At 68.8% G+C, this 25,299-nt stretch carries 23 protein-coding genes; 8 read left to right on the top strand and 15 right to left on the bottom strand.

All coding sequences use genetic code 11. The features are described 5' to 3' along the window. Positions 1 to 54: 54 nt before the first annotated feature. Complete coding sequence (locus HUA75_RS29305; RefSeq protein ID WP_141641885.1) at positions 55 to 1,407, bottom strand: RtcB family protein; 1,353 nt, start codon at positions 1,405 to 1,407, stop codon at positions 55 to 57. A gap of 419 nt (positions 1,408 to 1,826) precedes the next feature. Between HUA75_RS29305 and HUA75_RS29300 the strand changes: the two genes are divergently transcribed. Continuing rightward, on the top strand, positions 1,827 to 2,168 hold the full coding sequence (locus HUA75_RS29300; RefSeq protein ID WP_141641886.1) for a hypothetical protein: 342 nt from the start codon (positions 1,827 to 1,829) through the stop codon (positions 2,166 to 2,168). 77 nt (positions 2,169 to 2,245) lie between these two features. Here HUA75_RS29300 and HUA75_RS29295 read toward each other — a convergent pair whose 3' ends face one another. Continuing rightward, positions 2,246 to 2,977 (bottom strand): bifunctional 2-polyprenyl-6-hydroxyphenol methylase/3-demethylubiquinol 3-O-methyltransferase UbiG, encoded by a 732-nt coding sequence (locus HUA75_RS29295; protein ID WP_174488242.1) that lies wholly within the window; start codon positions 2,975 to 2,977, stop codon positions 2,246 to 2,248. Between the two features lie 167 nt (positions 2,978 to 3,144). Then, the gene (locus HUA75_RS29290) at positions 3,145 to 4,626 is read right to left on the bottom strand and encodes a lipopolysaccharide assembly protein LapB (RefSeq protein WP_174488241.1); all 1,482 of its coding nucleotides are present in this window, start codon (positions 4,624 to 4,626) and stop codon (positions 3,145 to 3,147) included. A gap of 268 nt (positions 4,627 to 4,894) precedes the next feature. Between HUA75_RS29290 and HUA75_RS29285 the strand changes: the two genes are divergently transcribed. The 3 genes from HUA75_RS29285 to HUA75_RS29275 all read left to right on the top strand — a co-directional run bounded on the left by HUA75_RS29285 (position 4,895) and on the right by HUA75_RS29275 (position 7,828). Then, positions 4,895 to 5,815, top strand: coding sequence for a sigma-70 family RNA polymerase sigma factor (locus HUA75_RS29285; protein WP_174488240.1), 921 nt, complete (start codon positions 4,895 to 4,897; stop codon positions 5,813 to 5,815). 118 nt (positions 5,816 to 5,933) lie between these two features. Further along, a complete protein-coding gene (locus HUA75_RS29280; protein WP_174456033.1) occupies positions 5,934 to 6,230 on the top strand; it encodes a pilus assembly protein N-terminal domain-containing protein in 297 nt (98 codons plus the stop codon). A 110-nt stretch (positions 6,231 to 6,340) separates the two neighbouring features. Continuing rightward, positions 6,341 to 7,828 (top strand): protein kinase, encoded by a 1,488-nt coding sequence (locus tag HUA75_RS29275; protein WP_174488239.1) that lies wholly within the window; start codon positions 6,341 to 6,343, stop codon positions 7,826 to 7,828. A gap of 83 nt (positions 7,829 to 7,911) precedes the next feature. Here the strand turns inward: HUA75_RS29275 and HUA75_RS29270 are convergent, their stop codons facing one another. From HUA75_RS29270 to HUA75_RS29255, 4 genes are all read right to left on the bottom strand, one after another. Beyond that, positions 7,912 to 9,858 carry a sulfatase-like hydrolase/transferase gene (locus HUA75_RS29270; protein ID WP_174488238.1) on the bottom strand — a complete coding sequence of 649 codons (1,947 nt, stop codon included), beginning with the start codon at positions 9,856 to 9,858 and terminating at the stop codon, positions 7,912 to 7,914. Between the two features lie 271 nt (positions 9,859 to 10,129). Next, positions 10,130 to 10,903 carry a DUF4142 domain-containing protein gene (locus tag HUA75_RS29265; RefSeq protein WP_174488237.1) on the bottom strand — a complete coding sequence of 258 codons (774 nt, stop codon included), beginning with the start codon at positions 10,901 to 10,903 and terminating at the stop codon, positions 10,130 to 10,132. Positions 10,904 to 11,018: 115 nt separating this feature from the next. Next, positions 11,019 to 11,477, bottom strand: a complete 459-nt coding sequence (locus HUA75_RS29260) for a PaaI family thioesterase (RefSeq protein WP_141641894.1) — start codon at positions 11,475 to 11,477, stop codon at positions 11,019 to 11,021. A gap of 1 nt (position 11,478) precedes the next feature. Further along, the gene (locus HUA75_RS29255; RefSeq protein ID WP_141641895.1) at positions 11,479 to 11,928 is read right to left on the bottom strand and encodes a PaaI family thioesterase; all 450 of its coding nucleotides are present in this window, start codon (positions 11,926 to 11,928) and stop codon (positions 11,479 to 11,481) included. A gap of 187 nt (positions 11,929 to 12,115) precedes the next feature. On the opposite strand from HUA75_RS29255, the gene HUA75_RS29250 reads away from it, so the two are divergent. The 3 genes from HUA75_RS29250 (at position 12,116) to HUA75_RS29240 (ending at position 17,043) form a co-directional block, all read left to right on the top strand. Further along, positions 12,116 to 15,511 (top strand): amidohydrolase family protein, encoded by a 3,396-nt coding sequence (locus HUA75_RS29250; protein WP_174488236.1) that lies wholly within the window; start codon positions 12,116 to 12,118, stop codon positions 15,509 to 15,511. Positions 15,512 to 15,715: 204 nt separating this feature from the next. Beyond that, entirely contained in the window at positions 15,716 to 16,477 is a 762-nt protein-coding gene (locus HUA75_RS29245) for a hypothetical protein (RefSeq protein ID WP_246137087.1), read from the top strand. Continuing rightward, complete coding sequence (locus HUA75_RS29240; protein WP_174488235.1) at positions 16,474 to 17,043, top strand: hypothetical protein; 570 nt, start codon at positions 16,474 to 16,476, stop codon at positions 17,041 to 17,043. Before HUA75_RS29245 ends, HUA75_RS29240 begins: the two co-directional genes overlap by 4 nt. A 59-nt stretch (positions 17,044 to 17,102) precedes the next feature. Here the strand turns inward: HUA75_RS29240 and HUA75_RS29235 are convergent, their stop codons facing one another. From HUA75_RS29235 to HUA75_RS29200, 8 genes are all read right to left on the bottom strand, one after another. Beyond that, positions 17,103 to 17,696: a hypothetical protein gene (locus tag HUA75_RS29235; RefSeq protein WP_174456028.1), complete on the bottom strand. Its 594-nt coding sequence runs from the start codon at positions 17,694 to 17,696 to the stop codon at positions 17,103 to 17,105. A 145-nt stretch (positions 17,697 to 17,841) separates the two neighbouring features. Next, positions 17,842 to 18,384 carry a DoxX family protein gene (locus HUA75_RS29230; RefSeq protein WP_141641900.1) on the bottom strand — a complete coding sequence of 181 codons (543 nt, stop codon included), beginning with the start codon at positions 18,382 to 18,384 and terminating at the stop codon, positions 17,842 to 17,844. Further along, on the bottom strand, positions 18,381 to 18,986 hold the full coding sequence (locus tag HUA75_RS29225; protein WP_174488234.1) for a TetR/AcrR family transcriptional regulator: 606 nt from the start codon (positions 18,984 to 18,986) through the stop codon (positions 18,381 to 18,383). Before HUA75_RS29225 ends, HUA75_RS29230 begins: the two co-directional genes overlap by 4 nt. Positions 18,987 to 19,434: 448 nt before the next feature. Continuing rightward, positions 19,435 to 19,923 carry a hypothetical protein gene (locus HUA75_RS29220; protein WP_141643945.1) on the bottom strand — a complete coding sequence of 163 codons (489 nt, stop codon included), beginning with the start codon at positions 19,921 to 19,923 and terminating at the stop codon, positions 19,435 to 19,437. After that, positions 19,907 to 20,113: a hypothetical protein gene (locus tag HUA75_RS29215; protein WP_141643946.1), complete on the bottom strand. Its 207-nt coding sequence runs from the start codon at positions 20,111 to 20,113 to the stop codon at positions 19,907 to 19,909. The genes HUA75_RS29220 and HUA75_RS29215 overlap by 17 nt, the downstream gene beginning before the upstream one ends. Before the next feature lie 194 nt (positions 20,114 to 20,307). Beyond that, positions 20,308 to 21,792: a DUF1570 domain-containing protein gene (locus tag HUA75_RS29210; RefSeq protein WP_174488233.1), complete on the bottom strand. Its 1,485-nt coding sequence runs from the start codon at positions 21,790 to 21,792 to the stop codon at positions 20,308 to 20,310. Positions 21,793 to 21,907: 115 nt separating this feature from the next. After that, positions 21,908 to 22,786, bottom strand: coding sequence for an SDR family oxidoreductase (locus HUA75_RS29205; RefSeq protein ID WP_141643948.1), 879 nt, complete (start codon positions 22,784 to 22,786; stop codon positions 21,908 to 21,910). 66 nt (positions 22,787 to 22,852) lie between these two features. After that, entirely contained in the window at positions 22,853 to 23,419 is a 567-nt protein-coding gene (locus HUA75_RS29200) for a TetR/AcrR family transcriptional regulator (RefSeq protein ID WP_217439456.1), read from the bottom strand. 166 nt (positions 23,420 to 23,585) lie between these two features. On the opposite strand from HUA75_RS29200, the gene HUA75_RS29195 reads away from it, so the two are divergent. Then, the gene (locus HUA75_RS29195) at positions 23,586 to 25,295 is read left to right on the top strand and encodes an acyclic terpene utilization AtuA family protein (RefSeq protein ID WP_174488232.1); all 1,710 of its coding nucleotides are present in this window, start codon (positions 23,586 to 23,588) and stop codon (positions 25,293 to 25,295) included. Positions 25,296 to 25,299: the final 4 nt, after the last annotated feature.

The following is a 25,299-nucleotide window of genomic DNA, read 5'->3' as shown; positions in this document are numbered from 1 at the left end:
GGGCCGGCACTGTAGCAGGCTCCCTGGGAAGTCCACGCGCCCCTCGCGTGTGGGTCAATCCGCGCCCTTGATGCAGGCGACGGGCTTGAGGCGCCGGGCGACTCGGGCGAGCCCCGCCATCTCCACCGTCTCCAGCACGTCGTCCAGGTTCTTGTAGCAGGGGCCGGACTCGTCGAGCGGCGTCTGGCGGGTGTTGAGGATGATGCCGGACTCCGCCATGCGCGCGTCGGTGGCGCCCTGGTCCAGCACGCGCCGGGCCTCGCCTCGGGACAGTCGCCGGCCGGAGCCGTGGTTCACCGAGTAGATGGACTTGGACGCGCCCTCTTCGGCGAAGAGGATGGCGCTGCCGGTCTCCATGGAGCCTGGAATCAGGATGGGGTGGCCGGTGTCCTCCCACGTGGTGCGCTTGAGCGCGGGGTGGCCCGCGGGGAACGCGCGCGTGGCGCCCTTGCGGGCGACGAACTTCCCGGCCTCCTTCTGGATGAGGTTGTGGGAGATTTCGTAATAGACGCTCGCGGTGCCGCCGAAGACGTCCTCCAGCGCGGCGCACACGGCCTCACCGATGATGAGCCGGTTGGCCACGGCGAAGTTGGCCGCCATGTTGTGCAGGTTCCAATACTCGCGGCCCATCGGGCTGTCGGCGTCGAGCCAGACGAAGTCCTCGCTGCGGCTCTTCAGGCCCAACTGGGCGGCGCCCTTGACGAAGAATGTCTTGGCGATGTTCCACCCGAAGCCCCGGCTGCCGGTATGGAGCATCACCCAGACGCGGCCCTCTTCATCCACCTGCATCTCGGTGAAGTGGTTGCCACCGCCCAGGCTGCCCAACTGGCCGCGCTTCTCGTAGGCCCGGTCGGGGATGTCCACCCGGTCGTCTTCCACGGGGATGAAGTCGCGCTCGGTGATGGCGGAGCCTCGGCCCAGGGCCTTGGCGCCGTGGCGGACGACTTCCGCGAAGGCTCGGTCGGACACCTTGCGCTGCGCTTGCACGCGACTGGCGCCCACGCCCACGGCGATGCGGCGGGTGACCTGCTCAATCCACTGGCGGCGCTTCGCCGGGTCCGCGACGTCCTCCGCGTTGAGGGAGGTCTGGAGCTGCACCATGCCGCAGCCGATGTCGTAGCCGGCGGCGGTGGGCAGGAGGATGCCGTCGGTCTCCACCACGGTGCCGATGGGGACGCCGTAGCCCACGTGACAGTCAGGGGTGACGGCGACGCGGGTGACGCCGGGGAAGGACGCGGCGTTGACCACCTGGTCGAAGACGGCGTCCTCCATGCCGGGAAAGTCGGGGCCTTCTCCCCACAGGAGCTTGTCGGAGAGGAACAGGTCCGCGTCGACCTTCATGGTCTTGGTCTTCGGCAGGACGTAATGGCCTTCGGCGGCCTTTTCCAAACGCTGCTTCCAACTCATGGCTTTGACTCCCCTGACGCCCCTGGACAGGGGTGAACACGCGCGAGGGACGGGAGCGTCCGAAAGAAGCTGACCCGGGCGCCCGGGTTTGTCCGAGCCTCCGAGGATGCTGGGAGAGCGGGCGGGAAAGCGAGCGAATTTCCGGGGTTTTCCCTCGGAGAACGGGGGAGGGCGCCAGGGCTCGACGCGGTGCGTGGGTGGCGGCTGCCCCGGACCTTGGGACGATGAAGAAGGGCGGGTGCTGTTGCCGTCTCGACGTCGGCAACGCATCCTCGTGGTGGCCCCGAGGCCCGCATCGCACACGCGGACAGTCGACCGAAAGTCGGCTCGCGTGCGAAGCGCGGGAATTGGATCGGCGGAGGACTTGCCGCATTCCGGCCCCAGGCCCATCCATCATCCATCCAGGCAGGGGGTGGGCGATGGGTTTCCTCGGTGGGATGTTCCTGGCGGTGGCGTTGCAGGCGGTGCCGGCGGATACGTTGGCGGGGCCGGTGTTCAATCCGTCCATCTGCGCGAAGAAGCGCGTCGATGCGTGCGGTTGTCACCACGTGTATGGGATTCGGCACTGCCATCCCAACCGGAAGGGTGAGCACTGCGAGGCGCCGGTGAAGGCGCAGGTGTCGGAGGAGAAGGCGGAGGCTCCGGTGCTGGAGAGCCGCGAGTCGGAGCCGGCGAAGACGACGGAGCAGGAGAAGGCCGTGCAGCCTCCGGCGACGCACGAGAAGAAGCGCTTCGACCCGAAGAAGTCCGTGCCGATGTAGCCCGCGAGCGCCGCGCAAGTCCTGGTGTGAAGGCTGGATGCGCCTCCGTGTCGTGGAGGCGCTCCGCCAGACGCGTGTCAGCGACGATGGGCGAGGATGCGCAGGCCCACGGGCTGGAGCGAGTGCTCGTCCAGACGACGTTGCTCGACGGTGAGCAGGTGCTCGGCCACGCGCTCACCGGAGACGGTGTTGTCGTGGGCCTCGATGGCGCCTCTCGCCAGATAACGGAACAGATAGGGTCCGCGAGCCACCTGGGAGACCTCGAAGCCTCCGTCGCGGAGCGCGGTGAGCATCGCGGCTCCGGTGTGGAGTGGCTCGTCGTGGTGCTCATGCTCGTGGTGCCAGCGCTCCAGGGGTGGTTCGGAGGGGGCGCCGTGGACGGCCTCGGCGGGAAAGCGTCCGGCGACGGCCAACAGGTCCTGGGTGTCGTAGTACCAGCGCGCGGTGGCCTCGTCCGGCGCGGCCAGGTCGAAGTCATCCACGACGAGCACACCTCCGGGGACGAGCAGCTCGCGCAGCCGCGCCACACTCGCGTCGAGCGGAGTGAGGTGGTGGAGGACGGTCACCTCGACGACGGCGTCGAAGGGCTGCTCGGAGGTGAAGCGCAGCAGGTCTGTTTCCTCGAAGCGGACGCGCGGTGAGCGTGGCGTGTCGCGCAGGCGAGTGTCGATGGCGACGACGTCATGGGCCTGGGCGGCGAGCTGGCCCGCGAGGGAGCCGTCACCGCAGCCGACTTCCAGGACACGGCGCCGCGTGGAGAGGGCGGGAGCGACGAAGGCGAGCGTCTCGCGAAGGGTGAGGGGCGTCATGGCGGTGACGTGCATCGTGGTCGGCGGGGACCGCGAGGGGCAAGCTTCAGCGCCAGGATTCACTGCTGGGACCGGCGCACCGTGGAGTCGCGAGCGCGAGGGCAGGTCGGTTGCCAGGAGAGGTCGCCGAACCCGCCAGTGTTGACCGCGGGTTGGCGGTGTCCGCGTCAGTGCGCGATGAGCGGAGTGCTGTCCGAGAGGGGTTCGTCGCGGGGGTGTGAGGCCACGTCTCGAGGGGGCAACGGGAGGGCCTCCGCGCGACTCAACGACAGCGGTCCCTCGGCGCGGATGATGACCCAGTGGGACTGAGGCGAGACTCTCATCGCCACGCTGTTGGGGCTCAGCCACCGAAGCTCGGGCCGATAGGTTGCCACGGGCGTCACCGTCACGGGGCCACCGGTGGTCCAGAGACTCGCGCTCACCTCGACCTTGGGTGTCTCGCGAGGCACGGGAGCCGACGCGCTCACGGTGGTGTGCAGCGCCTGGGCGGGAGACATGGACGCGCTCGCGGTGGTGTGCAGCACTGTCGCGCGAGACAAGGGCGGGCTCGCGGTGGCGTGCAGTGCCTGGGCGGGAGACCGGAGTGCGCTCGCGGTGGCGTGAGGTGCCTGCGCGGGAGACAGGGGCGCGATTGTAGTGGTGCGTGGTGCCTGGGCGGGAGACAGGGGCGCGATTGTAGTGGTGCGTGGTGCCTGGGCAGGAGGCCGAGGTGCGCTCGCGGTGGCAGGCAGTGTCTGCGCGGGAGACAGGGGCGCGATCGTAGTGGCGCGTGGTGCCTGAGCGGGAGACAGAGACGTGCTTGCGGTGGCGTGAGGTGCCTGCGTGGGAGACACGGCCGCGCGCATAGTGGTCGTTGATGCCTGCGCGGGAGACAGGGGCGCAATCGTAGTGGCGCGAGGTGCCTGAGCGGGAGTCGGGAGCACGCCTGTCAGTGGAACCGTGGTGTCCCGTGCCGCGACGAGCGTCCCGCGCACCACGGGCACGGCGATTTCACGCGGCGCCTCCACCTGTCGTGGCGCGACCGCACCGCGCGGCGGAAACGAACTCGGCATCGTCGGTGCGGAGGGCACGGGTGCCCGAGTCGCGGGCCCAGGTGGCTTCACCTTCACCGGCGCAATGGCCGGAGCCGAGGGCAGCGGCCCCGACACTCGAGTCTCTTCCGCCGCTCGCAGCACGAACGGAGGCGGCGGAGGAGGCGGTGTCTTCACACGCGCGTCCGGGGTGCGCGGAGCCACCGTCACCGGGGCGTCGCTCACCGTGACGAGCCCCGCCGCGTGACTGTAGAGCCGCTCATCCTCCAGCGCCGTCGAGGGCGGCAGCGATGCCTGTCCCATGCGAGTAAAGTCCGACAGGAGCACCGGGTCCCTCGGGTCCAGCTCCAGCGCCGCGCGAAGCGACGCGCGGGCCCGCGCCTCACAACCCTGCGCGAGCAACAGCTCCGCCGCCGTGCGATACGACGCGATGGCGGCCTGCCGGTCCCCCGTGCGGCGACAGATTTCCGCGTGACGCACCCGCGCGTTCGGGTCCTTGGGCACCATCCGAAGGATGCGCGAATGGACCTCCGCGCATTCGGCGTACCGCTCCTGGACGAACAACAACTGCGCGGCTTCCTTCAACGCTCTCAACTGGGCCTGTGCGCGCTCGCTCATCGTCCTGTCCTCCGGAACGGATGCCCTGCGGGGGAAAGCAGGCGGCATGCCGCGGCGCCCGTGAACGCTCGAACGGTCCACTGTCCACCGGAGACACTGGCTCATGGCGCGAAAGCCCGTCTTCGAGCGAGCATCCACCGGGGACTCCGGGGTGAGGCGAGACGCGCATCGAGCCTCGCGACCTAAGGGAGAGCCTGTAGAAAAGGCGGCCCGCGCTGTAACAATGAAAGCCCGGTGTGTACCGGCGGTGGCCCATTCCGAGGTGTGCATGTCGAAGCAGCACAGCCGCTCGCACCTCTTCGTCCAGCACCTGCCACCCGCCGCCCGTCGCTGCGCGGAGGTGCCCGGATTGGAGGCCCTGCTGGAGTCGTGGGTGTCCACCGGACGACACGCGTGGCCGGACGTGGTGCTTCCCGAAGAGGACTTCCTCCGCCATGTCGCCCAGCGGCTCGTGCCGGGCCAGGCGCCCGCGGACACACTCGCCGCCGTGCCCGTGTCGGACCTCTATCTGGCCTGTGCCTGCGCGCGAGGACTGCCCGCGGCCCACGCGGCCCTGGAGCGGCACTTCTTCCCCAAGGTGGCCAGTGCCATCTCCCGGGTGCGGGGTGGCGGCGTGGACGCGAAGGAAGTGCTCCAGCAACTGCGTCAGCGACTCCTGGTCCCCGCCCAGGACGGCGCCGAACCGAGAATCGCCGAGTACCAGGGAGGAGGTCCGCTGGCGGCCTGGCTGCGCGCGGCGGCGGTGCGGATGGCGCTCAACCTCCAGCGCGCGGAGGGCCGGCGTGCGCGCGCGGAGGAGGACGGGGACGGGACGATGTTCGAGCGGGTGGGCGAGGCCGGCCGGGACATCGAGCTGGACTACCTCCGCCGACGTCATCAGCAGGACTTCCGTGACGCCCTGTCGGGAGCGCTGGCGACCCTGTCCGCCCGGGAGCGCACCGTGCTGCGGCTGCACGTCGTGGACGGGGTGAGCCTGGAGTCCATTGGCGTCATGTACCGGGCGCACAAGTCCACGGTGTCGCGCTGGATGTCGCAAGCGAGGCAGACGGTGCTGGTGGGCGTGCGGGAGCGGCTCGCGGAGCGCCTCCAGTTGTCGTCGGGCGAGCTGCACAGCCTGATGCACGCGGTGCGCAGCCAGCTCGACATGAGCCTGTCGGGATTGCTGCGCGGCGAGCCCGGGCCCGGATAGGTCCAGAGGCCCTCTCCACTTTTTTCGCGGTCCGCGTGCAACACGTCACGGGGAGCGGTGTCACCGGAATGAAGGCGGGGCAAACGCGCCTCGGTTCACTCAAGGAAGGACACACCTCATGCGGAACGGACTGGTGGGATTCACGTTGATGGCGCTGGCGCTGGTGGGCACGAGCGCGGCGGCGGAAGAGCGCATCGAGCTCAAGCCGGGCGAGCAGCGAGTGCTCGACCTGAAGGACCTGACGCGGGTGGCGCTGGGAAACGTCAATACGGCGGAAGTGAAGACGCTGGGCAAGGGGCAGCTTGAAGTCACCGGCAGGGAGGCGGGCACCACGAAGCTGCTGGTGTGGAAGAAGAGCGGCGAGCGGCTGGAGTACTCCATCGTGGTGACGGACGGCGCCGCGAAGGAGAAGTAGGCCGCGAGGAGGGTGTGTCGTGGCGCATGGGGAGGAGGGCCCGAGTCCTTGCCGGGCCCCTCTCTCCTTCCTTCTCGGGGGGCGAGGTGGTGAAGTTGCGACGCACGCACATGAGCCCGCTGCCCACTTCCGCGTCCCCGGCGTGTCCGGATGAGAACGCGCTCGCCGGCTTCGCGAGTGGCGTGTTGCCTCCGGCGGATGTCCCGGGGATGGCCGCGCACCTGGACGTCTGCGAGGACTGTCGAGCGCTGGTCGCCGCGGTGGCGGCCGAAGCCTCCGCGCCGAATCCAGGCGGGCTGTCTCAGGGGCCCACGCGGCTGGACTCGAGGGTGCCATCCCCGGAAGGGGAGAAGCCGGGCGTCGCGGGAGAACTCCTGCTCGAAGGGACGCGACTGGGGCCCTATGTCCTGCGCGAGCTGCTGGGCGTGGGAGGCATGGGCGTGGTGTACGCGGCGGAGGACCCGAGGTTGGAGCGAAGGGTCGCGGTGAAGCTGCTGCGTCCCCTCCGCGAGGGCATCGAGGGTGAGAATCGGGTGCGCCTGTCGCGAGAGGCGCAGGCGATGGCGCGCCTGTCCCATCCCAATGTGCTGCCTGTCTTCGAGCTGGGCTCGGTGGATGGACGGGACTACCTGGCGATGGAGTGGGTGGAAGGAACGACGCTCGCGGGCTGGCTGCGCGAGCGGGAACGTCCCTGGCGTGACGTGCTGAAGTTGTTCCTCGCGGCCGGAGCGGGGCTGGTTGCCGCGCATCAACAGGGACTGGTCCACCGCGACTTCAAGCCGGCCAACGTGCTGGTGGGCAGGGATGGACGTCCTCGTGTGACGGACTTCGGTCTCGCCCGTCGATGGCGGCGCGAAGAGAGCGATGCACGCGCCGCCGCCGAGGTCTCCACGACGACGCTGCCGCTCGCGACGGACCAGGAGGAGACCGCGCTCACGCGAGAGGGCACCACGCCGGGCACGCCCGCGTACATGTCACCCGAGCAGCGCCAGGGCAGGGCCGTGGACGCGCGAAGTGACCAGTACAGCTTCTGTGTCGCGCTCTACGAAGCCCTCCACGGCGAGCGTCCCGACAGGTCGTCGAAGCGGACTTCCGTCGAGGCTCGCGGCAAGAAGGGCCCCAGGTTGCCGGCGCACGTGCGGGCCGCGCTGGCGCGAGGGCTCGCGAGTGAACCGGAGGCACGCCACCCCTCGATGGAGGCCTTGCTCCAGGCGCTCTCCGGCCCCTCGCCCGTGAGCAAGAAGTGGCTGGGAGTCATGGCGCTCGTGCTGGTGGTGCTCCTCGGAGCGGGCACGTGGGCGCGGGCGTGGCTCCAGCCGGAGTTCGCTCCGAAAGAGAGCGAGGCCTTCCTGTCGGAGGTGGAGTCCGCGCGGAAGGCCAGCGGCAACGTCTTCTTCCCGATGCTGCTTGGGGAAGCGCGCAAGCTGGAGCTGCCCGGACTCAGTCGCGTCGCCATCGGGCGCTCGGACCTCGTCGAAATCCAGTCCGTGGAGAACGGGTTGTTGCTCACGCCGCTCTCCTCCGGCGCCACCCACCTGCTGGTCTGGACCCGCGATGGGAAGCGGGGCCTTTACACCGTGTCCGTCACGAGCCCCTGACCCACGCCTTCAAGACCACGACGCGGTGGACACGGGCCCGACGGGAACACCGTCGGGCCGCATCGTCACAGCCTTCGCGGAAGCTACGCGGGCCACGGTGACAGCATCTGCGTCTCGTACTTCCCAAGCAGGGCGTGCGTCGCGCGCGCCGCGGCTTCGACCTCGGCGTGGCCGAGTCCCTTGGGCAGCGTCGAGATGACCGTGGGGAACGCCCCGTCGAACACGAGCAGGTTCTCCAGCTCCAGCGGGTCGCTCTGGAGGTCGTAGAGCTCCCACTGGTCGGCGTGCTCGCCCGACGGGTCCCACGTCCGAGCGAGCTTCCAGCGCGGCGTGCGCACGCACCGGACGTGGTTGGGCTGGCACACCGCGCCGGGCTTGAGGTCCGGCACCTTGCCCGCCTTCGTGGTGCCTTCGCGCAGGGCGTCGACGGAGCGCGTGAACACGGCGAACAGCGCATCGTCATGCGCCTGGTGCGGGTCGCCGGTGTGCGGCAGCGTCTCCGTAATCTCGTCGTCGGTGATGAAGAGCACTCCGGCGCGAGGCGTGCCGTCGGGCTCCGTCACGGTGTCGGTCTCTCCGCGCGCCAGCGGGCTCAGGTCCGCGCCGACGAAGGGAGGCACCGGGCGGTGGAGGCGCAGGTCGGTGCGAATCGCGTCGAGCGCGGCGCCTTCGATGCCCGCGAGCCCCAGGAGCGTGGGCAGCACGTCCACGTGGCTGCTGAGCGCTTCAATCTGTCGCGTCTCCGGAGCGACGTCCTTCTCCACGGGGAACTGGACGACGAGGGGCACGTGCAGCGCCTCCTGATAGGCGGTGTGCCACTTCTCCATCATGTAGCCGTGCGAGCCGGCGTACTCGCCGTGGTCGGAGAGGAACATCACGAGGGTGTTCTCGCGCAGGCCGCTTTCATCCAGCGTCCGCAGCACCTGGGCGATGTGCGCGTCCACCACGTGGATGAGCCACGTGTAGTACTGGTTGAAGCGCAGCGTGGACACGTCCGGAGCGGCCGTGAGCTGGAACGGGATGCCCGAGTTGAGGGTGACGGTGACGGGGTCGATGTTCTCGTTCGCCTGATACAGGGTGAGCCCCGTCTTGGCCGCGAGCGCCAGGCCCATCTTGTACGCGTAGTCGCGCTGACAGCTCGGCTTGTTGACGAGCGAGTCGTGCACGTTGGGAGGCAGGTGCGCGTTCTCCTGCGGAAAGTCCTGGGGATTGAGGAAGAAGGAGAGGCTCCCCGAGACGGGAGTCACGGAGCGCGCCGTCTGTGTCGGCACGTGCAGCGGGCCCAGCGGGCGCGATTCGGAGTCCAGCTGCCGGGGCAGGATGGGATACGTCGCGATGTCGTGGGGGTTGGTGAAGGACGCGACGGCGAGCCACGGCTGCGGCTCGGTGGAGGGCGCTTCGCCAAGCGGGGCCGTATAGGACTGCTGGGCGAGCGCGCGGTTGTAGGGCTGACCCAGCGCCATCCTGCGCAGGAAGGTGCAGGCCAGGTCCGCGAAGCCGATGTCACGGAAGGTGCCCAGGTTGTTGACGGAGGAGCCGTGCGGCTCCGGATACGACAGCTCCCAGTCATCGAAGCCGTACTGCTTCAGCGAGTGGTCCGGTGGATTGCTGACGTGCCACTTGCCGAAGTAGTGCGTGTGGTAGCCGGCCTTCTGGAACCAGTGGCCGATGGTGGGAATCCCATCGGGCTCCAGCCAGGGGAACGCCGAGGCGTCGCCGCTCTTGAACAGGCCATCCGTCTGCGTGACGCCGGTGCGCGTGCCGTACTGGCCCGTGTAGATGGCGGCGCGGCTGGGGATGCAGGCGGAGGTCGCGATGGTGTGGTTGCGGAAGACGGCGGCGTTCTTCCGCAGCGCGGTGAAGCCGGGGAAGTACTTCCGGTAGGGATTGTCCTCACCGCCCTCGTCGATGAAGCCGAGGATGTCCTTGATGCCGGGAAGGAAGCCTCCCTCCGGGCCATAGGCGAACCGGGGGAACATCAGCTGGTCCACCGTCAGCAGGAGGATGTTGGGGCGCGAGGCTTGGGTCATGGGTTCTCCGGGACGCCAGGAGGGAGCAAGGCTGGCGCCGGGAGTTGCACCCACCGTGCCCGTGCGCGCGGAAGAGGCTTGCTGTCCTGGGCCCAGGGCCCTCACCCGACGCGCGGCGTAGCGAAGGAACGCGGCTGCGTTCGCCTCGGACGCGGCGCGCGGGAGAGGAGGGGACTCACGCCGTCGAAGCCTCGGTGCGGCGGTGGCCCGCGAACGGAAGCGCGGCCCGGTGACACGTCGTCCGTTCGCGGTCTTCGAGCCCGTGGTGCGGTCAGCGTCCGCCGCGCGGAGCCTGTCGCGCCTGACGCGGCGTCTCCTGGCCCAGCAGGCGGTATGCGCTCTGGCGGTGTTGCTGGAGCTGGGGCAGCAGGTTGTCGAGCATCCCCTTCAGCGCGGTGTTGTCGACGAACTGCTGCTGTCCGGCCATCACCTTGGCGATGACCACGTCATGGTCGCTCACCATGGCCGCCAGGAACGCGCGGTCGAACGCGGGGCCCTGGAGCGCCTGGAGCTTCTCCATCGTCGCGTGTTCCGCGCCCTGCATCGCCTTGGCGAGCGACGAGTCCGCCTTCGGCTCTCCCAACTGGAGCTTCTTCGTCTTCGCGAACGCGAGCAGGTTCTCATCGGCCTGTCCGTGCTCGCGCTCCATTCGGGCGCCGAAGTCCTTCACCGCCTGGGAGCTCCCGTTCTTCTGCGCGAGCTTCCCCATCTGGACTTCCATCTGGTTCGCGTGGTGCAGCTCCTCCAGGAAGGCCTTCTCCTCGGTGGGGATGGGCAGCAGGCCCTCGCGCATCCACTTCGCGGCCTGCGCGTCGGGCTGCCCGGAGCCGCCCGTGCCGGGCCAGGCGCTCGGGTCCTTCTGGATGTCTTCTCCATGGTCGATGGCGTCCGCCTCGCCCATGCGAATCATGCCCTGGCTGTCACCGGTGCCATTGTTCTGCGTCGTCGGTGTGTCCGACGCCTTCGCGTCCTGGTTGTCCTGCGCCCCCGCGGTGCCACCCAGCACCAGCGAACCCACGAGCATCCAACCGTGCCATCGCATCATCGCCAGCCTCCCGAGAGTGGAACTCCAGGAGGCAAGGTGGCGACGGGGAAGCGCCGGTGGCCAGGGAACACCAGGGGAGCGGACAGGGGCTCCGTCCCCGGGAGGGCCCCGAGCCTCAGGGCTCCGCGAGCAGGAACAGGGCGTGCGCGCTGGCGATGGGGCGGGTGCGGTCGTCCTGCCAGGCCTCGACGCGGACGTTGGCCACGCGGCGGCCCTGGCGGGTGATGAAGGCGCGCGCGAAGGTGTCCTGCGCCTTGCCCGAGCGCAGGAAGTCCACGGTGATGGAGATGACCTTGGGCACGCGCGGCGTCTCCGTCTGGAGCAGCAGCTCGAAGATGGCGGAGGACTCCAGGAGCGCGCCCAGCGTGCCGCCGTGCAGCGCGGGGATGAAGCTGTTGCCGATGAGCTTGGGCGTGTAGCGCATCCGGCAGAGCATCTCCCCGGCCAGGTTCTCCACGCCGATGCCCATGAAGCGCGTGTAGGGGATGGCGTCGGTGAGCTGGCCGTATTCGCGCGTCTTGCGCACGTGGTGCACCAGCTCGGCGAGGGCGGAGGGGGACTTGGCGTCACTCACGTCATTCCTCCAGCCGCATGAAGGTGCCCTGCGCGGAGGCCACCGGGTTGCTCTTGTCACCCTGGTGTACGAGTGCGCGGACGAAGGCAATCTGTCGCGTGCTGCGATAGCACTCGGCCACGGCGATGAGGGAGACGTGGGGGCGTGCGGGGCGCAGGTAGTCGATGCGCAAATCCAACGTGACGAGCGGCTGGATGCGACCCAGCTTGAGGATGACGGCGGAGCCGCAGGCCGCGTCGATGAGCGTCGTGACGGCGCCACCCGCGATGACGCCCGTCTCCGGGTTGCCGACGAGGAAGTCCGCGTAGGGCAGCTCGACGGTGGCCTCGGCGGGGCCGATGTCCAGGAGCTTCAGGCCCAGCGCGTGGTTGTGGGGGACGATGTCCGAGTAGAACAGGGCGGCGCGTTCCATCCGCTCGGCCTTGTCTTCGGGAAGGGTGAAGTCCGACATGGGGAGCGGATAACAGAATCAGGTCCGGATGGCGCGTGACGTTTCGCGTCGAGCCTTTGTCGGCCGCTCAGGAAGAGGGCTGCCCGGTCCCCTGTTCACGCTCGTCGAGCCTGTCTGCCCCGGGCCAGGTAGTCTCCCCGCCCCGCACGGCCGTGTCTCGCGCAGTCCCCCATCACGAGGACCTCCGGTGAAACGACTGACCTCCGCCCTCTGCGTCGCCCTGCTGGTACCGGGCACGCTCTTCGCCGCGCAGCCCGCGGCGAGCCCTCCCTCCGCTCGGCAGGACCCGCTGCCTGCTCCCCAGAAGAAGGACGATGCCGCGCGCGAAGCCGGCCGCGCCGTGGAGGTGGACCCCAACGCGCCGTCCGCCGAAGCAGGCCCGAAGGAGGACAAGGAGAAGGACGCCTGGAAGGTGGACGCTCCCGGCTTCCCCGCGAGGCAGGTGGACATCGACGTCACCGAGGGAACGTGGATGAACGTGGATGTGAGCCCGAGCGGGGACGAGCTCGTCTTCGACCTCCTGGGTGACATCTACGTGTTGCCGCTGGCGGGCGGCGAGGCGCGCGCGCTCACCTCCGGCGTCGCGTGGGACATGCAGCCGCGCTTCAGCCCGGACGGCAAGTCCATCGCCTTCACCAGCGACCGGGGTGGCGGCGACAATATCTGGGTGATGAAGCGGGATGGCTCGGACGCGAAGCCGGTGACGCAGGAGAAGTTCCGCCTGCTCAACAGCCCCGCGTGGAGCCCGGACGGACAGTTCCTCATCGCTCGCAAGCACTTCACCTCGCGGCGCTCGCTGGGCGCGGGTGAGGTGTGGATGTATCACCGCTCCGGCGGCGAGGGCGTGCAGCTCACCGAGCGCGCCAACGAGCAGAAGGACCTGGGCGAGCCGGTGTTCTCTCCCGACGGCCGCTACGTCTACTTCAGCCAGGACGTCACGCCGGGCAAGACGTTCGAATACAACAAGGACCCCAACGGCGAGATCTACGCCATCCAGCGGTTGGATGTGGAGACGAAGGAGATTGACCCGTTCGTCTCCGGGCCGGGTGGCTCCATCCGTCCGACGCCGTCGCGGGATGGCAAGCAGCTGGCGTTCATCCGCCGCGTGCGCACGAAGTCGGTGCTCTACGTCACGGACGTGGCCTCCGGAGCGGAGCGCCCGCTGTACGACGGGCTGGACAGGGACATGCAGGAGACGTGGGCCATCCACGGCGTGTACCCGACGCTGGCGTGGACGCGAGACGACAAGGCGATTGTCTTCTGGGCGGGCGGCAAGCTGCAGCGCCTGGAGGTGGCGACGAAGAAGCTGACGCCCATCCCCTTCCACGTGAAGGGCACGCGGACGATTTTCGAGGCGGTGCGCTCGCCGCAGGCCGTCGCGCCGGAGCGCTTCGCCACGAAGATGCTGCGCTGGGTGCAGGTGTCTCCGAAGGGAGACCGCGTGGTGTACCAGACGCTGGGCAAGCTCTACGTGAAGGAGCTGCCGGGCGGCGCGCCGAAGCGGCTGACGAAGCAGGAGGACCACCTGGAGTTCTATCCGTCGTTCTCTCGCGATGGGCGCTCCATCGTCTACACGACGTGGGATGACGAGAAGCTGGGCGCCATCCGCGTGGTGTCCGCGACGGGCGGCGAGGGCAAGGTGGTGACGTCGAAGCCGGGCTACTACGTGGAGCCGGCACTGAGCCCGGATGGCAAATCCCTGGTGTACCGCGCCACGGGAGATGGCTACCTGATGCCGGGGCAGTGGAGCCGGGAGACGGGCCTCTTCGTGCAGCCCGCGTCGGGTGGCACGCCGCGCAGGCTGGCGCGCGATGGCGAGCAGCCGCACTTCGGGGCGCGCTCGGACCGCGTGTACTTCCTGCATGTGGAGCACAAGGAGAAGGAGGACGTGCGCTCGCTGAAGAGCGTGGGCCTGGATGGCGGCGAGGAGCGCACGCACGTGACGAGCGCGGAGGCGACGGAGTTGCGCGTGTCGCCGGATGAGCGGTGGGTGGCGTTCCGGGAGAACTTCAACGCCTTCGTCACGCCCTTCCCGAAGGGCGCCAAGGCGGCGACGGTGGGGCCCGAGGCGAAGGCGCTGCCGGTGGCGAAGGTGAGCCGCGACGCGGGTGAGTACCTGCACTGGTCCGGCGACAGCAAGAGCCTGCACTGGGCGCTGGGGCCGGAGCTCTTCACCCGGGAGCTGAAGCAGTCCTTCTCCTTCGTGGATGGCGCGCCGGAGAAGCTGCCCGCGGTGCCGGAGAAGGGCGTGGACCTGTCCTTCCAGGTGAAGGCGGACGCGCCGGAGGGCACGCTGGCGCTGGTGGGTGGCCGGGTCATCACCATGAAGGGTGACGAGGTCATCGAGCAGGGCGTGGTGGTGGTGCGCGGCAACCGCATCATCGCGGTGGGGCCGGTGGGCAAGGTGCAGGTGCCCTCGGGCGCGAAGGTCGTGGACGTGAAGGGCAAGACGCTGATGCCGGGGCTGGTGGATGTGCACTGGCACGGGGCCATGGGCGTGGAAGGCCTGATGCCCGAGCAGAGCTGGGTGCAGGCGGCGTCGCTGGCCTTCGGGGTGACGACGCTGCATGACCCGTCGAACTCCTCGGAGGAGGTCTTCGCGGCCAGTGAGCTGGGCCGGGCCGGAGCGCTCATCTCTCCGCGCATCTTCTCCACGGGCACGATTCTGTATGGCGCGGCGGGGGTGGGGTACCGCACGCCGATTGAAACGCTGGACGACGCGCGCTCGCACCTGCGGCGGATGAAGGCGATGGGGGCCTTCAGCGTGAAGAGCTACAACCAGCCTCGGAGAGACCAGCGGCAGAAGGTGCTCCAGGCGGCGCGGGAGCTGAACATGCTGGTGGTGCCGGAGGGCGGCTCGCTGCTCCAGCACAACCTGACGATGGTGGTGGATGGGCACACGGGCGTGGAGCACGCGATTCCGGTGGCGCGCATCTACGCGGACGTGAAGCAGCTCTGGGGCAAGAGCGGCACGGGCTACACGCCGACGCTCGGCGTGGCGTACGGCGGCAACTGGGGCGAGAACTACTGGTACCAGAAGACGAACGTCTGGCAGGACGAGCGACTGTTGTCCTTCGTGCCGCGCCGGGTGGTGGACTCGCGCAGCCGTCGGCGGACGATGGTGCCGGATGACGAACTCAACCACGTGGACGCGGCGAGGACGGCGCGTGAGCTGAACGACGCGGGCGTCAACGTGCAGTTGGGCGCGCATGGTCAGCGCGAGGGCCTGGCGGCGCACTGGGAGCTGTCGATGTTCGGCCAGGGCGGGATGAAGCCCTTGCAGGCGCTGCGCGCGGGGAGCCTGGGCGGAGCGCGCTACCTGGGCATGGATGGGGAATTGGGCTCGCTGGAGGAGGGCAAGCTCGCGGACCTCATCGTGCTGGACAAGAACCCGCTGGAGGACCTGATGAACAGCCGCTCGGTGCGCTTCACCATGGTGAACGGCCGCCTGTTCGACGCGGCCACGCTCAACGAGGTGGGGACGCGGCAGCGGCAGCGCGCGAAGTTCTACTTCGAGAAGGACGGCAACGAGGGCTGGAGCCCCAAGGCCACCGCGCACACGCACACGCACGAGTGCGACTGAGCGTCGGGTGATGTGACTCGGGCTCCGGGGGCGAAGGTGTCCCTGGAGCCCGAGACCGCTCCGGCCGGAAAAGGCCACCCGCGAACGCTCCCGTGCTTTCCGTCTATTCGCGGTTTGTCGGCTTTGTCTTGAAGATAGATGTAGTCCTTCCTAGATTGCCCGAGCACCGTCGGTGGGCACCTGGGGAGGCCGTGGAAGATGTGGGTGAACGCGCAAGGGCCAGGGGTCGCGCTGGCCATCGCCGCCCTGGGGGTGTGCGGGTGCTCGTCGCCGCAAGTGGCTGACCCCGACATCGTGCGTCCCGCGCCGGGGGCGCCGTTCCTGGACAAGCTGCCCGGGCCGATGCTGGGGCCGTTCAGCTCGCCCTCCAGCGCCCTGCTCGCGGCCTGCCGGAAGATTCTCACGAAGCCCCACTCGAGCGCGGGGGCTCGGGACCACCAGGACTTCGATATCCGGTGGCGTGTCTCCAGTGAGTACTGCGCCTGGATGTATTACACGCCGGACCAGCAATACGTCGTGAGCAAGCTGACGGACCAGTCGCGAGTCGATCCGTTGCAGCGGAGCAAGAGCTGTCTGCTCCCCTCCTGGGTGGATGACCCCCGCTATCCGCCCGACGCCATCCGATACATCTACGCCCTGCACAACCATCCCTATGGCAGCAGCCTGACGGAGAACGACATCCGGTTCATTGTCTCGGAGGGGCTCGCGCATGGCTTCGAGAGCGAGACGAAGGATGGGCGCTTGCGGCTCTCCGTCGTCGCCTTCTTCTCCCGGAACGCAGCGGAGCCTTCGTGCGACGGCTTCCACCAGTACATCCCGCTGACCGGGCAGTTGTTGAAGTGGTCTCGCAGTGGGGCGAACTGGCAGTGCGAACAGACGGGCTCGGTGCGCTGGTCGGACGCTGATACACGAACGTTCTCGGTCCAGAAACGAAGCGCGCCGTGCGAAAGGAGCAATACACCATGAAACATCTGCTCCTTCCGCTGCTGGTGCTCCTGTCGAGCTGCGTCCGGCATGCGGGCGCGCGCACCGCGAATCCGCCGGAGGACCCGTCCATCCAGTTCCCGGAGGCGCTGGGACAGGACGCCATCTCCCTGGGTGCGGAGGGACAGGCCTATGTCCTGGATGGCGCGATGCTGGGCGCGCTCTCGATTGCCGCCGAGGACCTCCTGCCGTTGGAGTCGCGCGGGCGCTCGTGCTGGAACCGGCAGGAGTCGTACCTCTATCGCGTGCTCCGACAGGGGGACGTGTTCTTCGTGAGCATCTCCGCGAACCCCTCCGCGTGCGGAGCGGAGCCCCGGATGTTGGATGGCGGCGCCGCGTACGCCATTGGAATGGATGGGCGCATCCTCCGACGCCGCTTCGACGGAGCGCAGGAGCCGTTGTCGCCGGATGCGGGAACGGAGCCTGATTCGGGCGCGTCCCCGGACGCCGGTATCCCCGTGGGCGATACGACGTGGGGCAAGCCGCTTCAGCCGGTGCCTTCCTGGTGGACGGATGGCGGCACGGATGCGGGAGCGGCGCTCCGCTGAATCGGGCGTGACGGCCCCGGGGAGGCGTGTGGCCCCCGGAGCCGGTGTGCTGCCGCGAGTCAGGGGATGAGGGTCAGCGCCAGCGTCTGGAGGGCCGTGTACTGAGGAAGCCCCTCAGGGGAGGCGCAGGCATTCTCCAGGTCGGCGGTGACGAAGGTCAGGGTGCGCACGGCGGTGGCTCCCGCGTACTTGCCGGAGACGACCGTGCCAATCTGGGCTGTCTCCTTCACGGAGGAACCTCCGCTGATGACGACCTGGGTGAGCGAGAGCTGAGACGTCTCTCCGGTGTTCCAGACGATGTTCACCGTGCCGCCTCGGATGCCGAGCAGGTCATCGCAGGCGAGGCCCGGTCGGAGCGCGGCGGGGAAGTTCGTGGTGCCGGACGTCACGGGGCTGGTCAGCAGGGAGATGCAGTTGGTGAGGCTGCCGACGCCTGAGACAGACGTGTCCTGTGGGGTGTTGGTGAGGGGCGGTGAGAAGGAGATGGTCGTCGTCCCAAGCAGACATGTCACGGTGCCGAGGAGCGGCGCCTCGCTGGACTCCAGCGTGGATTCAAGCGGAGGCGTCGGTGGGGCGTCGGTGCCACAAGCAGAGAGGGTGCTGGAGACCAGGAAGAACGTCGTGAGCCACAGCCAGGATTGTCGTGCGCGCATGTCCGCCTTGGAGTTGGAGGTGGAGACACCGTAACGGTGCATCGCACGGCGGTCGCACGGGGCTTGGGGGCCCTATCGGTTGTGAGTCATCGCGCTTGTACATTCGTCCAACGCGCGGAGCCCGCAGCGTACCCCGCAGGGTGTTTCACGCGGTGGCGCGGGCCGCGAGCTTTCGGGACAGCAGCGCATCGAGCGAGAAGCGCCCGGGCCCGGCGGTGAGCAGCAGCACGGAGACGGCGATGTACAGCGTCGCCAGCTCCGAGGAGCCGGAGCCACCCGCGCTGCGTCCTCCCGCGCGGACGAGCCAGGTGGGCAGTCCGCCGAACGGCTCACCGGGGCCCGTGGTGAGTCCCATCACGCTGAGCCGGATGAACGGGTCGCCAAAGGGAATGTGCGCGATGACGATGCCCACGAGCATCGTCACGGCGACGCCGAGCGTGGCCAGCGGTGTCGCGACTCCCACCATCCACGCCAGGCCTCCGAAGAACTCGGCGGCGGCGCCGAGGAACTGGAGCACGCCGGGCACGGGCGCGCCTTCGCCCATCCACGTGAAGGGCGTCACCATCTTCCCCGCGCCATGCAGGGCCATGAGTCCACCGGTGAGGACCCGCAGCACGAGCAGGCCGGTGGAGAGAGAGCGGTCCGCGGTGCGCGGGTCGACGAGGATGCGAGACAGGGTGTGGGTCATCTGGACTTCTCCGGGGAATCGTTTTCCAGCAGCGACAGGGCGAAGCGCAGGGAGGAGCGGACGAGCGCGGAGTCGGGCTCCGTCTTGCCCACCACGCTCATCCCCTGCACGAGCACGACGAGGTGCGCGGCCAGCTCCCGCGCGTCATGCCGTCGACTGAGGAGTCCCTTCTCCTGGGCTTCCAGGATGGCGGGCACCAGCGCGGCGGCGAGCTTGGCGAAGGATTGTCCGACCACGGCACGAACCTCGGGGTCATGCGGCGCGACCTCCGCCGCGGTGTTGGCGAGCAGGCAGCCACGCGTCCGTCCTGGCCCCGTGCAGCCCTTGCCGCGCACGCGCAGGTAGTGCTCCAGGCCGGCGCGAGGGTCGGCGCCGTGGGACAGCAGCTCTCGAATCTGCACGGCGCTCTGGTCCGCGTAGCGGCGCAGCGAGGCGAGGAACAGCGCGCGCTTGTCACCGAAGGCCGCGTAGAGGCTGCCCTTCAGGACACCTGTTCCCGTCTCGAGGTCTCGGACCGACACGGCGTGGTAGCCGGTCGTCCAGAATTGCTCGATGGCGCGGTCCAGCACCGCGTCCTCGTCGAAAGTCTTGGGTCGCCCCATGCCTGCTCCTCGCGAGACCCGAGGGGCCCGCGCGTTCTTGGACGCTCGTTCAAATAATGATTGTTGGACGAGTGGTCAAGTTCAAGTGGAGTCGGATGGAAGGCAAACGGACTCACGGGGGGGAGGTGTCGAAACAGCCCACCCTGGATGTGGGCATGTCCGAGAGGGGTTTACACATGTGGGTGGGTGGGCCCGGAGGGGCACGGCACGAGCTGCCTGCTGCCGTGGAGGCTGGATGACCCGCGCTATCCGCCAGGGTCATCCAGGAGCACGACGGTCCTGTACAGCGGTGTCCATGGACGTGAGTTGTCGGAGGACGTGCTCTACTTCATGGTGTTGGAAGGGGAGCGCCACGGCATCGAGACCGAGCCAATCCGTGCGAGTGCGTGGCTCTCCATCACGCTCACCATCGCGAGGAATGCCAGGACGCTCTCGTGAAGTGGTGGAGTCAGCGCGGCTTCGTTGCCTGACGGTCACGGAGCGCTAGTAACTCACGTGCAACCATGCGGTCCTTGTCGCGACCCACGTGCTGCTTGATGGCGATGAGATCATCCAGACCGATGATTCGGCACGGATGCCCGTACAGCTCCATGGACACGGCTTTGGATGCCACGTCGTCATACGTGCCAACAGGCTGCGCCGTGGAGAGGATGTCGAGCCTCCCCAGGTCCGTCAGCAGGTAGAGGTTCTGGTAGGTCGCAAGCTCCGTGGGTGGCTCCGTCACAGGGCGCTTGGGAACGGCCAGGGCATAGCGAGGATGGTACGGAGCCAACGCATCGAACAGCTTCGTGAAGTTGTGCTCGGTGAATGGCGCGACGATGTCGAGGTCCAGGGTAAAGGTGGCCGACCCGTGGGCAACCGCCGCGACGCCTCCGATGATGACGAACTGAACCTGTGCATCGAGCAACAGCGTCAGAATCTCAGGAGTCCGCTGCATCGCTGCTCGCATCCTTGGGGCGGAGTGCTTCGTACAGCTCCGTCATGCGCTGTAACTGCTCGATGCGCTCCGTCGGAGTGAGCTCGAGGTTCTGTAGCAGAAGGGACACGTCCACGCCCGCATCGATGGCGGCGTCCCAGTGAGGGCCATAGCTGGGAAAAGACTGCCGGAGCAGGTCCCGCATATCCATGGCCCTACTCTAGGTCGGGAGCGTTTTGTCTGCAGCACTCCTCGACTCTCTGCTGGCCACCTCACAGGAGGACCTGGCGGGCCATTGATCAGAGGGCCCGCTTCTCTCCTCGCTGTCCGAGACGCTACTTCTTGGATGCGAGGCGCCGCCGCGCGGTGGAAGTGAAATACGAAGGACGGCCGCGCTTGTCGTGCTCAGGGCGCAGCGCCGCGGGTGTTGGTCCCGCAGTTCGCTTCGAAGAGCTGGAGCCTGTCGCGCAGCTGCTTGCGGTAGGAGTCCGGGGTGGACTCGTGCAGCATGTCCAGCGCGCGACGCTGGAGTCCGAGCGCCTCCTTGCAGCGGTCCAGTTGGAAGGACATCGCCGCCTGGAGCGTCAGCGCGTAGGGGTCTCCCGGTGCGAGCTCCACCGCGCGACGGGCCACGGGGAGGCCCTTCTCCGGCTGCTGGGTCTGCTGGTAGTGCGCCGCGAGGCTGGCGAGGATGCGTGAGTCGTTGGGCAGCAGCTCGGCGGCGCGCTGTCGGGCCTGCTCCAGCGCCTGGCGTTCGCTGTTCATGTCCAGGTGCTCCGCCAGCAAATCCCAGGCGCGACCATCGTCGGGGTGTGCCTGCACCAGGGTGCGGGCGCGAGCCAGGTGCTCCTGGGGGTTCTGCTGGAGCTGCGCGGCGAGCACGGCGACGCTCACGCTGACAGGGTCCTCCTTCAGGCCCTGCTCCACCTCGGCGCGTGCCTTCTGGATTCGCTCTTCCTGGGGCCGCGCGCCAATGCCATGCAGGTGCATGCGCCCGCGCAGGGCGTGGACGTCCGCGGAGTCCAGCTCGCGCACGGTGACGTCTCGGGGCACGGGGGGCAGGGGCAGGGTGAGGATGGCGGAGCGCCCGCTCCAGACAAACGTGCGCAGGTCCCCGCGCAGGTCCCCCGCGTCCTTGAAGGCGATGTCCCAGGCGCTGCGCGGGTCCTCGGCGCGGGCCAGCCGCGTCTGCAACTCGTCGAAGCGCTCGGTGTGCATGTTGATGAGGTAGTGCACCCAGACCCAGGCGGAGGCGTAGTGCTGCTGCGTCTCCGCCGCGCTCATCGACTCCTTCTGGTCCCAGGCCCAGAGGTCGTCGACGTCGAGCCAGCCGTGCTGCCGCACATAGGCGAGGCTGTTCTTGTTCGCGCGGCCGAGCACGGCCTCCTGGGTGCTGACCTTGACGTGGGTGGTCTGCAGGTACTGGGCGAGCCCCTCCGCCAGCCACCGGGACTGGCGCAGCAGCACGTGCCGGCTCAGCTCATGCGCCAGCTCGTGTGTCTGCAGCTCCTGCTCGGGCCCGTCGTCCAGCACGTAGCCCTCGCCCGACATGACGAGCAGCGTGCCCTGCTGCGTCGGCGCCACGAAGCCCACGTAGTCGCCCTGGATGAACTCCTTCAGCTCGTTGGTGTTGCGCAGGAGGATGACGTCCACGGAGCCGGGGGGATTGAAGTCCGTTCCCCACGCCAGCAGCAGGGCGCGGCGGAGCTTCTCCAGCTCGAGCGCCGTCGTGGTGGCCGACTGGGGCGTCAGGTTCGTCTGGATGCGGAAGTGCTCGCTCTGGACTTCGGACCAGGTCCGCCCGCCTTCACGAGGACACAGCGCGCGGGAGCCCGCGCAGCCGGTGGAGAGCGCCAGGACCAGACTCATCAAGACAACGTGGAATTTCATGCGCGGGGTTCTGGCATGAACGCCAAGAGAAGGAGAAGAGACGCGCCGAGAGGGGACGCGTGAGTCCTCCCCGTGAAGTTCGGCATCCCCGCGGGAAGTCCCGAGGTCTCCGCCGCTACTTCTTCTCGTCACCCGCCAGGATGCGAGGTGCCGCCGCGCGGTGGAAGCCCTCATACGGCTTGGACGCGGAGGTCTCCTCCAGCGGGAAAATCTTGGTGTTGCACGACGCGCCACCGTCAATCTTGATGACCTCGCCGGTGATGAACGCCGCCACGTCCGTGAGCAGGAACACGATGGCGCCGCTCACCTCCGCCTCCGTGGCCAGTCGCTGCAACGGCACTTCCTTCTTCAACAGCGGGATGAGCGCCTTGACGCCCTCGTCCTGGTAGCTGTCCATGCCACTGGACGCGACCCAGCCCGGCGCCACCGCGTTGACGCGCACGCCCGTCGCCGCCCACTCCACCGCCGCCGTCTGCGTCAGGTTGAGCATGCCCATGCGCGCCGCGCCCGAGTGCCCCATCCCCGGCATCCCGCCCCACGCGTCCGCGAGCATGTTGACGATGGACCCGCCGTGGTTGCTCATCGACTGGAGATACACCTCGCGCGCCATCAGAAAGCCGCCCGTGAGGTTGGTGGCGACCACCGCCTCGAAGCCCTTCTTGGAGATGGCCGCGAGCGGTGACGGGAACTGCCCGCCCGCGTTGTTCACCAGGCCGTGGATGCGCCCGCGCGCCGCGACGATGCGCGCCACCGTGGCCTTCACGCCCTCCTCGTCACGGATGTCCACCGTCTCCAGCGAGCACTCGCCGCCGTCCTCGCGCAGCTCCGCGGCGACCTTCTCCAGCTTGTCCAGCTTGCGGCCCACCAGGACGACGTGCGCGCCGAGCGCCGCCAGCTCGTGCGCGGTGCAGCGACCGATTCCGCTGCCGCCTCCCGTCACGACGATGTTCTGTCCCTTGAAACAACCCGGTGCGAATACAGAGCGGTAACCCATGTCGTCTCCCGAAGTGGCCCCGTGCGTGGCGAGAGGGCCCGTGGTGTCCGTGGTCGCCTCGCGGCGTCAGTCTCCCGCTTTCCGCCCGCGCCGGGAACGCAGCGCGTCCTCCAGCGTGAGCGCCCAGCGGTGGAGAATCTTCTTCCTGCGCGCGCTGTCGTCCCGCAGCAGGTTGGCGAGCCCCAGGCCCCGGATGAGGTCCAGCGTCGCCTGCACCAGCTCGCGCGTCTCCGGCTCGCGGTCATCCACGCCGAGCAGCGCCACCGTGAGCCGGTGTACCTCCCGCCCCACCTTCGCCTCCACCGGCAACAACTGCGCGCGCAGCTCCGCGTCCGCGCTCGCCGCCACCCAGAGCTGTGCCGCCGCGGCGAAGAGCGGCTGCGTGTAGAAGCCCGCCAGCATGTGCAGGATGCTCTCGGTCCGACGCACGTCCGCTGGCAGGCGGGCCGCTCTCCGGCTGAGCTCCTCCACCTGCTGGTGCCCGACGTACTCCACCGCCGCCGCGACCAGGTCGCCTCGCGTGGGGAAGTGGTGCTGGCACGCGCCGCGAGACACGCCTGCTCGCTCGGCGATGACCGTCATCGTGGAGCCCGCCCACCCCAGCTCCGACAGGGCGCCAATGGCGGCCTCCATCAAGCGCTGCCGTGTCACGCGGCTGCGCTCCTGTTCCTGTCTGCCCGGCGGCGGTGCGTCGCTCACGAAGTCAGCTTGAAAGGCACCCTCGAAAAAAGCAAGCGTGCTTGCTTTTTTAGGCATGGGCTCCCAGACTGCCCGCATTCAGGCTGGACGTGGAGAGCGCATGAGCGAGTCCCCCCTCCGTATCGGCAATGCCTCGGGCTTCTATGGAGACCGGTTCTCGGCCGTCCGGGAGATGCTCGAAGGCGGCCAGTTGGACGTCCTCACGGGCGACTACCTGGCGGAGCTGACGATGTTGATTCTTGGCCGGGACCGGATGAAGGACCCGTCCACCGGCTACGCCAAGACGTTCCTCCGGCAGATGGAGCAGTGCCTGGGGCTCGCGCTGGACAAGAAGGTAAAGGTCGTCGTGAACGCGGGCGGGTTGAACCCGTCGGGCCTCGCGACGGCGCTGCGCGAGCTGAACGACAAGCTGGGCCTCAAGGCGCGCATCGCGCACGTGGAGGGGGATGACCTCTCCGGCAGCGCGGACGAGCTGGGCCTCGGCTCTCCCATCACCGCGAACGCGTACCTGGGCGGCTGGGGCATCGCCGAGAGCCTGCGCGCGGGCGCGGACGTCGTCGTCACCGGTCGAGTGACGGATGCCTCGCTGGTGGTGGGCCCGGCCGCCGCGCACTTTGGTTGGAAGCGGGACGACTGGGACAAGCTCGCCGGGGCGATGGTGGCCGGCCACGTCCTGGAGTGCGGCACGCAGGCGACGGGTGGCAACTACTCCTTCTTCAAGGAACTGGATGTCCGCCGGCCCGGCTTCCCCCTGGCGGAGCTGTTCGCGGATGGCTCGTCCGTCATCTCCAAGCACGCGGGCACGGGCGGCGCGGTGACGGTGGACACGGTGCTCGCGCAGCTCCTCTATGAAATCACCGGGGCCCGGTACGCGGGGCCCGACGCGACAGCGCGGTTCGACTCCATCACCCTGGCGGCGGATGGGAAGGACCGCGTGCGCATCTCGGGCGTGAAGGGTGAGCCGCCTCCGCCCACCGTGAAGGTCTGTCTCAACCACCTGGGTGGCTACAAGAACGAGGCGACGTTCATCCTGGTGGGGCTCGACATCGAGGAGAAGGCGGCGCTCATCCGAGGACAGATGGAAGCGGCGCTCACGCGCAAGCCGAAGGAGACGCACTGGACGTTGGTGCGCACGGACCGCGAGGACGCCGCCACGGAGGAGCAGGCCGCGGCCTTCCTGCGCGTCGTGGTGAAGGACGCGGACCAGAAGCTCGTGGGGCGCTCCTTCAGTGGCGCCGCCGTGGAGCTGGCGCTGGGCACCTATCCTGGCTTCACCATGACGGCGCCGCCGTCGGATGGCGCGCCTTACGGTGTCTACACCCCGGCCTATGTCGACGCGACGCGCGTGGAGCACGTCGCCGTCCTGCCGGATGGCGCGCGCACGGTCATCGCGCCCACGGAGCAGTCGCTGAAGCTGGCTCCTGTCGAGAAGCCCGCGTTGCCGGAGGCGCTGCCTTCGGGTCCCACGCGGCGGGCACCGCTGGGGCGCATCGTCGCGGCGCGCAGTGGGGACAAGGGCGGCACGGCGAACATCGGCGTGTGGGCGCGGACGGACGCGGCCTGGCGGTGGCTTGCGCACTTCCTCACGGCGGAGAAGCTGCGCGAGCTGCTACCGGAGACGGCGGCCTTCGCGATTGAGCGGCACGACTTCCCCCAGCTCCGAGGGGTGAACTTCGTGGTCGACGGGATTCTGGGCGAAGGCGTGTCGTCGTCGACGCGCTTCGACCCGCAGGGCAAGGCGCTGGGGGAGTGGCTCCGCTCGCGTCACGTGGACATCCCCGAGTCGCTGCTTCGTGAAGGAGAGGGTTGAGGCC

It is taken from the genome of Myxococcus sp. CA040A, assembly GCF_013336725.1.
GTDB classification, from domain to species: Bacteria; Myxococcota; Myxococcia; order Myxococcales; family Myxococcaceae; genus Myxococcus; species Myxococcus llanfairpwllgwyngyllgogerychwyrndrobwllllantysiliogogogochensis.
Note: the sequence above shows the minus strand (reverse complement) of the source record. Positions and strands in the feature narration are given on the sequence as shown.

Coding starts and splice junctions, on each gene's coding strand:
- HUA75_RS29305 (WP_141641885.1), bottom strand. CDS start 1,407: ATGAGTTGGAAGCAGCGTTTGGAAAAGGCCGCCGAAGGCCATTACGTC.
- HUA75_RS29300 (WP_141641886.1), top strand. CDS start 1,827: ATGGGTTTCCTCGGTGGGATGTTCCTGGCGGTGGCGTTGCAGGCGGTG.
- HUA75_RS29295 (WP_174488242.1), bottom strand. CDS start 2,977: ATGACGCCCCTCACCCTTCGCGAGACGCTCGCCTTCGTCGCTCCCGCC.
- HUA75_RS29290 (WP_174488241.1), bottom strand. CDS start 4,626: ATGAGCGAGCGCGCACAGGCCCAGTTGAGAGCGTTGAAGGAAGCCGCG.
- HUA75_RS29285 (WP_174488240.1), top strand. CDS start 4,895: ATGTCGAAGCAGCACAGCCGCTCGCACCTCTTCGTCCAGCACCTGCCA.
- HUA75_RS29280 (WP_174456033.1), top strand. CDS start 5,934: ATGCGGAACGGACTGGTGGGATTCACGTTGATGGCGCTGGCGCTGGTG.
- HUA75_RS29275 (WP_174488239.1), top strand. CDS start 6,341: ATGAGCCCGCTGCCCACTTCCGCGTCCCCGGCGTGTCCGGATGAGAAC.
- HUA75_RS29270 (WP_174488238.1), bottom strand. CDS start 9,858: ATGACCCAAGCCTCGCGCCCCAACATCCTCCTGCTGACGGTGGACCAG.
- HUA75_RS29265 (WP_174488237.1), bottom strand. CDS start 10,903: ATGATGCGATGGCACGGTTGGATGCTCGTGGGTTCGCTGGTGCTGGGT.
- HUA75_RS29255 (WP_141641895.1), bottom strand. CDS start 11,928: ATGTCGGACTTCACCCTTCCCGAAGACAAGGCCGAGCGGATGGAACGC.
- HUA75_RS29240 (WP_174488235.1), top strand. CDS start 16,474: ATGAAACATCTGCTCCTTCCGCTGCTGGTGCTCCTGTCGAGCTGCGTC.
- HUA75_RS29235 (WP_174456028.1), bottom strand. CDS start 17,696: ATGCGCGCACGACAATCCTGGCTGTGGCTCACGACGTTCTTCCTGGTC.
- HUA75_RS29230 (WP_141641900.1), bottom strand. CDS start 18,384: ATGACCCACACCCTGTCTCGCATCCTCGTCGACCCGCGCACCGCGGAC.
- HUA75_RS29225 (WP_174488234.1), bottom strand. CDS start 18,986: ATGGGGCGACCCAAGACTTTCGACGAGGACGCGGTGCTGGACCGCGCC.
- HUA75_RS29220 (WP_141643945.1), bottom strand. CDS start 19,923: ATGCAGCGGACTCCTGAGATTCTGACGCTGTTGCTCGATGCACAGGTT.
- HUA75_RS29215 (WP_141643946.1), bottom strand. CDS start 20,113: ATGGATATGCGGGACCTGCTCCGGCAGTCTTTTCCCAGCTATGGCCCT.
- HUA75_RS29210 (WP_174488233.1), bottom strand. CDS start 21,792: ATGAAATTCCACGTTGTCTTGATGAGTCTGGTCCTGGCGCTCTCCACC.
- HUA75_RS29205 (WP_141643948.1), bottom strand. CDS start 22,786: ATGGGTTACCGCTCTGTATTCGCACCGGGTTGTTTCAAGGGACAGAAC.
- HUA75_RS29200 (WP_217439456.1), bottom strand. CDS start 23,419: ATGGAGGCCGCCATTGGCGCCCTGTCGGAGCTGGGGTGGGCGGGCTCC.
- HUA75_RS29195 (WP_174488232.1), top strand. CDS start 23,586: ATGAGCGAGTCCCCCCTCCGTATCGGCAATGCCTCGGGCTTCTATGGA.